At 28.2% G+C, this 11000-nt stretch carries 10 protein-coding genes; 7 read left to right on the forward strand and 3 right to left on the reverse strand.

The features are described 5' to 3' along the window. Genes ACYQ1U_RS01330 through murC form a run of 5 tightly spaced genes read left to right on the forward strand, consistent with a single transcriptional unit; the run spans position 1 to position 5610 of the window. Positions 1-594, forward strand: a complete 594-nt coding sequence (locus ACYQ1U_RS01330; RefSeq protein ID WP_459883440.1) for a phosphoribosyltransferase — start codon at positions 1-3, stop codon at positions 592-594. Further along, positions 591-2756, forward strand: a complete 2166-nt coding sequence (locus ACYQ1U_RS01335; protein WP_459883442.1) for a polyribonucleotide nucleotidyltransferase — start codon at positions 591-593, stop codon at positions 2754-2756. The genes ACYQ1U_RS01330 and ACYQ1U_RS01335 overlap by 4 nt, the downstream gene beginning before the upstream one ends. Position 2757: 1 nt before the next feature. Then, a complete protein-coding gene (locus ACYQ1U_RS01340) occupies positions 2758-3852 on the forward strand; it encodes a succinyldiaminopimelate transaminase (protein ID WP_459883444.1) in 1095 nt (364 codons plus the stop codon). After that, positions 3846-4310: a hypothetical protein gene (locus ACYQ1U_RS01345; protein ID WP_459883446.1), complete on the forward strand. Its 465-nt coding sequence runs from the start codon at positions 3846-3848 to the stop codon at positions 4308-4310. Before ACYQ1U_RS01340 ends, ACYQ1U_RS01345 begins: the two co-directional genes overlap by 7 nt. Beyond that, positions 4303-5610, forward strand: a complete 1308-nt coding sequence (gene murC, locus ACYQ1U_RS01350) for a UDP-N-acetylmuramate--L-alanine ligase (protein WP_459883448.1) — start codon at positions 4303-4305, stop codon at positions 5608-5610. Before ACYQ1U_RS01345 ends, murC begins: the two co-directional genes overlap by 8 nt. Positions 5611-6083: 473 nt before the next feature. On the opposite strand, the gene recG is transcribed toward murC, so the two are convergent. From recG to ACYQ1U_RS01365, 3 genes are all read right to left on the reverse strand, one after another. Further along, positions 6084-7856, reverse strand: a complete 1773-nt coding sequence (gene recG / locus ACYQ1U_RS01355; protein WP_459883450.1) for an ATP-dependent DNA helicase RecG — start codon at positions 7854-7856, stop codon at positions 6084-6086. Between the two features lie 148 nt (positions 7857-8004). Beyond that, on the reverse strand, positions 8005-9153 hold the full coding sequence (locus ACYQ1U_RS01360) for a M16 family metallopeptidase (RefSeq protein ID WP_459883452.1): 1149 nt from the start codon (positions 9151-9153) through the stop codon (positions 8005-8007). A gap of 9 nt (positions 9154-9162) precedes the next feature. Further along, the gene (locus tag ACYQ1U_RS01365; protein ID WP_459883454.1) at positions 9163-9723 is read right to left on the reverse strand and encodes a class II aldolase/adducin family protein; all 561 of its coding nucleotides are present in this window, start codon (positions 9721-9723) and stop codon (positions 9163-9165) included. A 61-nt stretch (positions 9724-9784) separates the two neighbouring features. On the opposite strand from ACYQ1U_RS01365, the gene rsmH reads away from it, so the two are divergent. Both rsmH and ACYQ1U_RS01375 read left to right on the forward strand, forming a co-directional pair. Further along, positions 9785-10705 (forward strand): 16S rRNA (cytosine(1402)-N(4))-methyltransferase RsmH, encoded by a 921-nt coding sequence (gene rsmH / locus ACYQ1U_RS01370; RefSeq protein WP_459883456.1) that lies wholly within the window; start codon positions 9785-9787, stop codon positions 10703-10705. 3 nt (positions 10706-10708) lie between these two features. After that, positions 10709-10984: a hypothetical protein gene (locus ACYQ1U_RS01375; RefSeq protein ID WP_459883458.1), complete on the forward strand. Its 276-nt coding sequence runs from the start codon at positions 10709-10711 to the stop codon at positions 10982-10984. Positions 10985-11000: the final 16 nt, after the last annotated feature.

An 11000-nucleotide genomic window follows, 5' to 3' on the forward strand; every position in this document is an offset into this window, starting at 1 on the left:
ATGCTATTTAAAAATAAAGAAGAAGCACTAAATAAGCTTTTAAATGTAATTGATAAAAAAATAATTCAAGATTCAGTTGTTTTAGCTATTAATAAAAGAGCAATTTATTATGCAAAAGAAATTGCCCTTAGAAATGGTATGCTTGAAGGAGACTTTTTATTTATAGAGGAAGTAAAATCTCCTATTAATAAAGACACTTCTCTTGCAAGTGTAAGTGAGACTAAAGATTACATTTTAATTAATGAATTAATAGAAAGTTTTGAAATTACTGATGATTATCTTTTTAATGAAATAGAAAGGGTTTATGAAGAAAAAATTTTAGAAGATATACATAAATTAAGAGCAGGAGAGGGTATAATTACATTGGAAAATAAAAATGTTTTATTAGTTGATGAAGGAGCAAGTACAGGACTAACTTTACTTTGTGCTATAAAGAGTTGTATTAATAAGAAAGTAAATAGTATAAATGTAGCTATTCCAGTAATTGCAAAAGAAACTGCTGAAATGGTAGAAAAGATTGTAGATAATGTATTTTTTGCAAAGGTTGTTGAAGATTATATAGATACGAGATTTTATTTTAAGGAGTATGAATGAGTTGTGAAGTTGATATTAAAATAAATGAAAAGTTTCAAAAGCTAATAGTTCAAAAAGTTGCAAAGCAAGCGGATAGCAGTATTTGGTGGCAAGAGGGCAATACTGTGATGCTTGCTACTCTTACATATAATCCTGATGAGGTTATTGAGGAAGATTTTGTTCCGCTTGTTGTTCAATATGTAGAAAGAGCATATGCAGTCGGAAAAATTCCGGCAGGATTTGTAAAAAGAGAACAAAAACCAGGTGATTTTGAAACTTTAACTGCTAGAATTGTAGATAGAAGCTTAAGACCATTATTTCCTAGAAATTATGGGTATGATACTATAATTACGATTATGGCTTTGAGTGCTGATGAAGATAGTGATTTACAAGTTGCTGCAATGAATGCAGCTTCAGCTGTTATGTATATGAGCTCTCTTCCTTTTGCAAAAATGGTACATGGGGTTAGAGTTACTAGAATTAACGGAGAAATTATTTTTAATCCAACCCTATCTCAGCTTGAAAAAGGTGATTTTAATCTGTTTGTAACTGGAACAAAAGATGAACTTTTAATGATAGAATATGCATCTCAAGGGCAGGAAGAGGTAGAGATTATTCCAGTAGAAGATGTAATGTTAGATGGAATGCCTATTGAAAATACTATACTTAAGTATAAAACTAATGAGATAAGTGAAGATGAGCTTATTGATATTTTAAGTAAAGCACAAGAAAAAATCAAAGAAGGTGCAAAAATTTATGAAGAAGCTCTAAAGAGTTTTGTAAAAGAAAAAATAGATTTTGTTGAGAGAAAAGAAGTTGATTTGACTGATTATATTAAGCTTATAAAAGAAAAATACGCTGATGAACTTAGAGATATTATTAAGCATTTGAGTAAAAGTGAGAGAGATTATCTTTTAAAACAGTTTGCAAGAAAAATTACTTTAGCGTTAGATGAAGAAGAAAATTTTGAAGCAATACTAAAAGCTGTAAAAGAAGTAAAAAGAGAAATAGTAAGAAGTATGATTCTTTTTGAAGGAATTAGAGCTGATGGAAGAAAGCTTGATGAAATCAGACCAATTGATATTGAAACAAATTTACTTCCAAGAGCTCATGGAAGTTGTTTATTTACAAGAGGTCAAACTCAAGCACTTGCAGTTGCGACTCGTGGCGGTGATATGGATGCTCAAGTTTATGCAAATCTAACAGATAAAGAAGAAAAGCTTGAAAAATTTATGCTTCATTATAATTTCCCAGCTTTTGCAGTAGGTGAGGCTGTTAGACTTGGACCTCCTAGTAGAAGGGAACTCGGTCATGGAAACTTGGCTAAAAGAGCAATTGAACCATTACTTGATCCTGAGTTTGATGAGACTGTTAGGGTTGTTAGTGAAATACTTGAGAGTAATGGAAGTAGTTCAATGGCAACTGTTTGTGCAAGTAGTTTAGCACTTAAAGCTGCAAAAGTACCACTACTTAAAATGGTAGCAGGGATTGCAATGGGGCTTGTAAGTGAAGGTGAAAAGTATGCAATTTTAACTGATATTATGGGGCTTGAAGATCACGATGGTGATATGGATTTTAAAGTAGCGGGAACATTTGATGGAATTACTGCAATGCAAATGGATATAAAACTTGGAGGAATTAGTCTTGAAATATTAAAAGAGGCTTTATATCAAGCAAGAGTTGCTAGAGCGTTTATTTTAGAAAAAATGGAAAATGCAGCTGAGAATATCAAGTATAATGAAGATGTTCTTCCAAAAAGTATAAGTTTTAAGGTAGAACCAGATAAAATTATTGATATTATTGGTACTGCTGGTAAGACAGTAAAAGAGATTATTGCTAAATTTGGTATTACTATTGACCTTGATAGAGAGACTGGAAAAGTTAAAATTTATGGTGAAAATTATGATGATATGCATGCAGCAAAAGATTATATTTTAAATGTGATTTGTAAAGAAACACCTAAAATTCCTGAGTATGAAATAGGTAGCATTCTTGAAGGAGTGATAAAAAGAAAAGTACCTTTTGGAATGTTTGTAGAATTAGACCCAGAAATTGAAGGGCTTTTACATATTAGCAAGTTAAACGGGCACTCTTTAGATGAGTTTACTGAGGGAGATAAAGTGAGGGTAAAAGTATTGTCTCAAAGTGGATTTAAAATAGAACTTGCTTTAGTGGAAGAGTAAGATGTTTGAGAAGTATCCTTTTGAAAAACTAAATGAATTACTTGAAAACATTCCTCATCCAGAGGAAGTTATTACTCTTACTATTGGTGAGCCTCAATTTGAAACACCAAAGTTTATTAAAGACAGTTTATGTGAAAATAGTAAACTCTTAAATAAATACCCAAAAACTGCAGGTGAAAAAATTTTAAAAGAAGCTATAATTGGTTTTGTAAAAAGAAGATACGGTATTGAACTTAATGAGAATAACCTTTTACCGACTTTTGGTACAAGAGAGCTTTTATTTAATTTTCCACTTTTTCTGAGACCCAAAAAAATGGCTTTTGTTAATCCTTTTTATCAAATATATGAAGGTGCCGCAATTGTAGCAGGAGCTAAAATAAAATATTTGCCTCTAACAAAAGAAAATAGTTTTAAACCTAAATTATCAGAGCTTAGCGGAGATGAAGATTTTATCATTTTAAATTCACCTAATAATCCAACAGCAAGTGTGATGGATTTGGAAGAACTTTGTGAGTGGGTAGAGTATGCTTTGAGGAAAGATATTGTAATATTGAATGATGAGTGTTATAGTGAAGTTTATTTTGATAAAAAACCGTGTAGCATACTTGAAGCGTCTATTAAAGTAGGAAATAAAGATTTTAAAAACATATTAGCTATTAATTCTATATCAAAAAGAAGCTCAGCGCCAGGACTTAGAAGTGGATATATAGCAGGAGATAGTGAGATTTTAAAAAAATATCTTCAATTTAGAACATATGTTGGATGTGCAAGTCCACTTCCTTTGCAATATGCAGCAGCTAAGGCTTGGAGTGATGATAGTCATGTGGAAATTTTTAGAGAAAAATATAAAAGAAATTTTGAAATAGCAAAAGAAATTTTGGGTGTTGATATTCCAGAAGCCACTTTTTATATATGGCTTGAAGTAGAAGATGATATAGAGTTTACAAAAAAAGCTTTTAAAAAAGGTGTAAAAGTAATGCCTGGAAGGTTTATGGGAAGAAACGGAGCAGGAATTGGATATGTAAGAATTGCCTTAGTTTGTGATGAGGAAAAAACTAAAAAAGCATTAAAAATTTTAAAGGAGCTCTTATGTTAGTTAGTAAATATAATGAACTTGATAGATTAATACATCAAAATCAAGAAGACCAAATCAATGAAGTTTTTAGAGAAATCTTAAAAGAGACATTTGAATTAATTAATAACAAAATTGAAAAAAACACTACTCTTGATATAGAAAATGAAGAAGAAAAAGCAGCGACTAGAGCAATGTTTGAATATATGTTAGAGCTTTGGGATGAAGGAGCGATAGAAGAAGCAAAAGAGGTTGGATATGATATGGTTTATTTAGTTGATGATAAGAAAATAAAAGAGATGTTTTCTATGTTTGTAATAGGAATGTTAGCGGGACTTAGTTTAGATAAGTTTTTTGAAAAATATGTTGATAGCGAAAAAGTTTATAAAGATGTTTTTTTTACTGAATTTAATGATGAAATTGATGAGTTAGTTATAAAATATCAAGATAGATTCAAAAAAGAATTTAGTAAAGATGCATAAGATCCATTTTATTGGAATAGGTGGGATTGGCCTTAGTGCCATTGCAAGATATTTGCACAAAAAAGGGTTTAAAGTAAGTGGTAGTGATATTGCAAATACTACTTTGACTAAGGCTTTAGAAAAAGAAGGTATAAAAGTTTTTGTTCCTCAAGTGGCTGAAAATATAAAAGATTATGATGTAGTTGTATATACTGCTGTAGTAAAAAATGACAATCCTGAACTTATAGAAGCCAAAAAAAAGGGCATAAATACGTATTCTAGAAGAGAGTTTTTACCATTTATTGTCAGAGATAAAAAAGTAATTTCAGTATGTGGTGCTCATGGAAAAAGTACAACTACAGCAATTTTAGCATCTATTTTAAATAATGCAAATGCTCTAATTGGTGCTGAGAGTAAAGAATTTAAAAGCAATGCAAGAGTAGAAAAGAGTAAACTTTTGGTGTTTGAAGCGGATGAGAGTGATGGTAGTTTTGTTGATTCAAATCCTTATATTGCAGTTGTAACTAATACTGAACCAGAACATATGGAATTTTATAACCATGATTTGAATAAATTTTATGCTCATTATGAGAAGTTTTTGAAAAGTGCTAAAGTTAGAGTAGTTAATGGAGATGATGAGTTTATAAAAAAACTTAATTTTCCTATGAAAAAAGTTTTTTTAAAGGATGCAAAACATATAAGATTTGAGTTAAGAGAAAATCAACCAAAAACTGTTTTTGAATATAAAAATTTAGAATTTGAAGTATATGGGTTTGGTGAGCATTTAGTTCTTGATGCTTTACTTGCGATTGAAGCAGCAAGTGAGTTTATCTCTTTAGATGAAATTGCTAAAAATATAAAAAATTATATAGGTATTAAAAAAAGATTTGATATTTTAAAACAAACACAAAGTTTTATACTTATCGATGACTATGGTCACCATCCAACAGAAATAAAAGCCACTTTAGTTTCTACAAGAGAGTTTGCTTTATTAAATGGAATTGATAAAGTTACAGCAATTTGGCAACCACACAAATATAGCAGAACTGTTGATAATTTAGAAGGATTTATTAATTGTTTTGAGGGTGTGGATGAACTTATAATATTACCTGTATGGGCTGCTGGAGAAGAAGAAATTTTTATAGATTTTAAAAAACACTTTGCAAGATATAATCCTATTTTTGCAAAAAAAGTAAAAGTTGATGGAAATAATATTATGTTAATTGATGAAAATGGAAAAATTATTAAAAGCATAAAAAAAGGTCTTGTAATCGGTTTTGGAGCAGGGGATATTACTTATCAGTTGAGAGGAAAAATTTAAGTTAAGAATTGATGTCATGCATATTATAATTAACATTACTAAACTTTAAATTTAGGAACTGACTAAATAAATTCAACAAAAAGGCAAATTTTTTAACGCTCCATAAAGGCTAAAAAGCATTAACTCGCTTCGCTCAAACAGAATGCTTTTTTAAACGCCTTTATTTCGCTAAAATTTGCAATAGTTTTACTTATTTAGTCAATGTCAAAATTTACAATATTTATACAATAGCTGCGGAACATCAGTTATACCAATTCTAATATAGTCATAGTTTTTAAATAGAAGTATATGCTTTAATTGGTTGTATTTGATTAACTAAGTTTTATTATACTGAAGTGTCTAAACATCTTGGAATTGGTATTACTTTAAAAATGTTTAAAACTGCCATTATTTCAATACTTTTCATCATTTTCCATTGTCCATTTTCCATTGTCAATTGGTATAAGAATTAAAAATTAATAGGATTAGTGTTTTTAAGATTTGTTTAAAGACTCTAAATGTTTTTTTACATTTTCTAAAATATCTAAATCTTTACTCTCATCAAAATATTTAAAAGTATCTCCGCTTTGGATTTTACCCTCAATTATATCTCCAGCTTTTCTAAATCTTAAATCAAGCTCTGCTATTTTAAAACCATCAAGAGTTTTTGAAAATTCTATAAGTCTTTTATTATTTTTATCGTGTGTGTATAAAAAACAATATCCTTTATCACCGTATCTTCCAACCCGACCTCTTAGCTGATGAAGAGTAGCAAGACCAAGTCTTTCAGCTCCAACAATAACGATAGTAGTTAAGCGAGGCAGAGAAATTCCAACTTCAATTACTATAGTTGTGATTAAAATATTTCCTTCTTCTCTAAATTTGACCAAGATTTCTTCTTTATTTTTGTCTTTTCCATGTGTTACGTATACCTTGTCGAAATACTTTAGCCAAAAATGTTTTCCTTCTTCTATGCTTTGATATTCAAAGTTTTGAGACTCTTCTACTAAAGGATAGACAATTACTATTTGATGGTTGTTATTTATTTCATTTTGGATATGTGCTATTAGGTCTTTAAAGTCTTCTTTAGAAATTATTTTTGTGTCAATATCTTTTTTAAAAGGGAGGTCTTTTATTAAAGTTACATTTACAAAACTACTCAAAATAAGAGCTTGAGTTCTTGGAATTGGAGTTGCACTAAACTGAAAATAGTGAGGATGGATATTTTGTTTATTTACTAATTTTTCAAGTAATGCTCTTTGGTTTGTTCCAAATCTATGTTGTTCATCTATCATAATTACTTTGACTGCTGGCAAGTTTTGATAAAGTAAAGCATGAGTACCTATAAGTAAATTTGAGGTTTTTAAATCATCTTGTGTATATTTACTTTTTTGAGTAACAAGAGTTATTTTAAAGTTAAAACTACCTAAAAATTTTTTAGCTTCTTCATATATTTGATTAGCAAGTATTGAAGTAGGGCACATAATTATAGATTTTTCGCTCATATAAGCTGTTGCTAACATTACTATTGTTTTGCCACTACCTACATCACCTACTATTACTCTTCTTGATTGAATGGGATTTGAGATGTCATGATGTATTTCATTTATAGCTTTTAATTGGTCATTAGTTAATTTGAATGGTAAACTTTTTATAAATTTATCAGGAGATTTGTTGATTTGAAATGAAGGATAAGTTTTTTTCTTGTGTTGTAGTTTATATAAATAATTAAATACTTCAGCCCATTTTAAAGCATAATTTATTTTTTTTTCATCAATATCTTCAAAACTTCTTGGAAAATGCATATAATAAAGGTTAGTAGCTATTGTTTCAGGTAATATAGAAAGAGCTTTAAGTGTTAGAAATCTTTTAAGAAGAGTTTTAAAACTTCTTTGATTGATTGAAGTTTTGTAAATTGGTGTAATTTCTCCAACTTTATTTATAGGTTTTGGCTGTATTATTTGATTATTTCTAACTTCTCCTCTAATATATAACTTTTTTCCAACATAAAAAGTTGCTTCATGCCATTTTTTAAATACAAAAAATACTCCCCACATTATTGTTTGAATATTTTTAAGATAAAACTTTACCCTTGTAATTTTTGTTGATTTTTGAATATCTAGAACCTCAGCTTCAAAAGCCTGAGGTTTGCCTGTAATATATGTATATAAGTTATTATCTTCCCATTCTTTTGGGCGCATTAAAGCTAACTCTATAACATTTGTTATACCTATTTTGTTTAGTTTTTCATCTACAATTTTAAGCAATTCTCAATCCCTGTGTATTGGTTTATTGGTGTATTTGTGTATTGGTTAGTAGAGGCATTAAAGGTATTAGAGGTATTAGGGGTTTATTATTACTATGTACTAACATTTTTAACTTTTATTAACCTCTATTAACCTCTAATACTTCTACTCACTTCGTGACAATTGAAAAACTTAAATTATTAATTTCACTATGTTTTTTTATAAATTCATTAACCTCATCTAAGGTCACTTTTTCAATAAGTTTTAGCTCTTTTTCATAATAATTAGCGCCTAGTCCTAGATAGTATTCATTGAATTTTCTAAGTAGCCTTTGTGAAAGTGTTTCATTTCTAAGAGGTTCACTTCCAATTAAAAATTTTTTAGCACTATCTAGTTCTTCTTTTGTAATTCCTTTTTCAGTAAACTCATTTATCATTTCTTTTACTAGATTGATTGCATCATTTGTATTTTCAAGTTTTGTTTGAAGATATCCTCTTAATATTTTATAACTTTTTTTAAATTCATTATTAGCATAAGCAGAATATGCATATCCCCTTTTAACTCTTATCTCTTCCATCATTCTACTACCAAATCCACCAGCTCCTAAAATAAATGTTGCTATTTTTGCTAGATGAAAGTTTTCTTTTTTTACGTTAAAAGGGCTTGCAAAATAGATATAACTTTGTTCTACTTCTTTTTTTTCAATTATTTCTCCTGTTTTTGGTTTAAAAAACATATCTTTTTTAATTTCTTTATCTGACAAAACTTCCAAAAACGGTTCAATTTCAATTCTTTTTCCTCCATTAATAAAAACTGCTGTGCTTTTAGAGTAGTATTCATAATGATTTTTAATGTCTTCTAAAGTTATATCATCTAAATTTTCTCCAATTGTTTCTTTTTCAAGAGGAGTGTCTTTAAAAAGGATTTTAAAAAGATTTGCAGCAGCAATATAGTCGTTATTGTTTTTTATGTTTTCTTTTTTAGCTTTTATCTCTTCTTTAGTTTTATTAAAAGCAACTTGTGTCAAGTTTGGACTTTGAAGAAGACTTAAAATATGTTTAATAGCAATATGAGTTTTTTCATTTAAAAAAGTTACTGAAATTGTTGAAAATTCTTTATTTGTAGTTACTTGTAAATTTATAGCTTTTTCTTCAATTTTTGAATAAAATTTTTCTTTTTCTGTAAGTGTCCCTTTTGTATTTAGCATATGTGCAAGAAGGTTAGCAACTCCATCTTTTGCATAAATGCTTCCTGTATTTTTAAAAACAATTTCAAAAATAGTTCTACCAAGAGTGTCTTTTTCATAAATCAAATACATTTTTGTCCTTTAATTAGAATTTAACAAAATATAAGCACTGTTTTCTATAATAGTTGAAAGTTTTATAATTTCTCTAAGATCTCTAGCTTTTATAAAAACTCCAAAGCCTTTGATAATTAAAATATCATTATCTTTTAAATTTTTTGCAATTATAAATTCATTATTTTCTTCCCATTCTTGTACACTTCCTATTTCAATTATTGGAATTTTTGTAAAATTTTTTTTGCCTAAAAAATCGATTGGGTCTAAAGAAAAGTAGTTTTTTTCAGCAAAAGTCATTACATTTTTTGGGAAAATATGGGCTATTGCTTTTATGTTTGAGTTTTGTTTATAGATTTCTGAATGAATCTTTACATCTTCACTTGCTTCTTTCCATGCCATATTTTCTCTTAAAATATAAACTTTTTTTACAAAGTCTTCTTCAATATAGTGTTTATTTTTTTTGTTTATTAACATTTGATCAGTTTTTAACTTAAGAGATAAACTTCCAATACCGATATTTAAGTAGTTTTTATCAAATAACTCTTTTGCAACTAAAAAATATTCATCGATTAATGTTTTAGTGACCAAAAAAACGCCTTTTTTGATACAATTATAACAAAATAATAGACTAAGAATGGAGAGTTGAGAATTGAGAATTGAAAATAAGATACCGCATATTCCTGTATTACTGAATGAAACTATAAATCTTTTTAAAGGTAATTTGCAGGATAATGGATATTTTATAGATTGTACATTAGGCTTTGGTGGTCATAGTGAAGCTATTTTGGAGAGTTTCTCAAATATTAAGTTAATAGGAATTGACCAAGATAAAGATGCTATAGAGTTTGCTAAAAAAAGGTTATCAAAATATGCAAATAGAGTAGAATTTATAAATAAAAGAGCTAGTTTTGCTTTAAAAGAGTTAAATGGGTTTAATATATCAGGAATTTTAGCTGATATTGGGGTTAGTAGCTATCAATTAGATAATCGTGAGAGGGGATTTACTTTTGATAGCGATTGTCTTGATATGAGAATGAATAAGGATCAAAGTTTTAGTGCAAAAGATGTAGTTAATTTTTATGATAAAGCTAGTCTTGAGAGAATTTTTAAAAATTATGCAGAGGAGAGAAGATATAAAAAAATAGCTGATTTTATAATCAAAAATAGACCTATAAATTCTAATAAAGAATTAAGCGAGGTTTTATTAAAAGCGGGTATTAAAAATAAAAAAGACTTAGCTCCTATTTTTCAGGCGATAAGAATTGAAGTAAATAATGAATTAGATGAACTTGAAAGTATTTTAAATGGGGTAGAATTAGTAGCTCAAAATGAAACAGTTTTAGGAATTATTACTTTTCATTCATTAGAAGATAGGATTGTAAAAAATAAATTTAAAGAGTGGGCAAAAAGATGTATATGTCCTCCTTTAGTTTTAAGATGTGAATGTGGAAACAATAATCAAAAAGGAATTATATTAACTAAAAAACCAATAACTGCAAGTAAAGACGAAATTAAATTAAACCCAAGGAGTAGAAGCGCAAAACTTAGGGGATTTAAATTTAAAGGCTAGAAAATGAATGAGAAAGAGGTTCTTTTAGAGAATATAGATGGGGTGATTGAAGAGAGTAAAATTTCTATTGCTATTATAAGAAATATAGTTATTGTTTCGATTTTTGTATTAGTGTTATTAATACCAAAAATTTATATAGCCAATTATATTTATTTTGATTCAATAAAAATCAATAAACTTTTGAATGAATATTACTCTTTACAAGCTGAAAATTTAGTTTTAAAGTCAAAAATAGAAAAACTTAAGTTTAAAAACAGACTAAATTCTTTAGATTTTTAATATTTGAAAGAGGGAT

The organism is Caminibacter profundus, assembly GCF_054657155.1.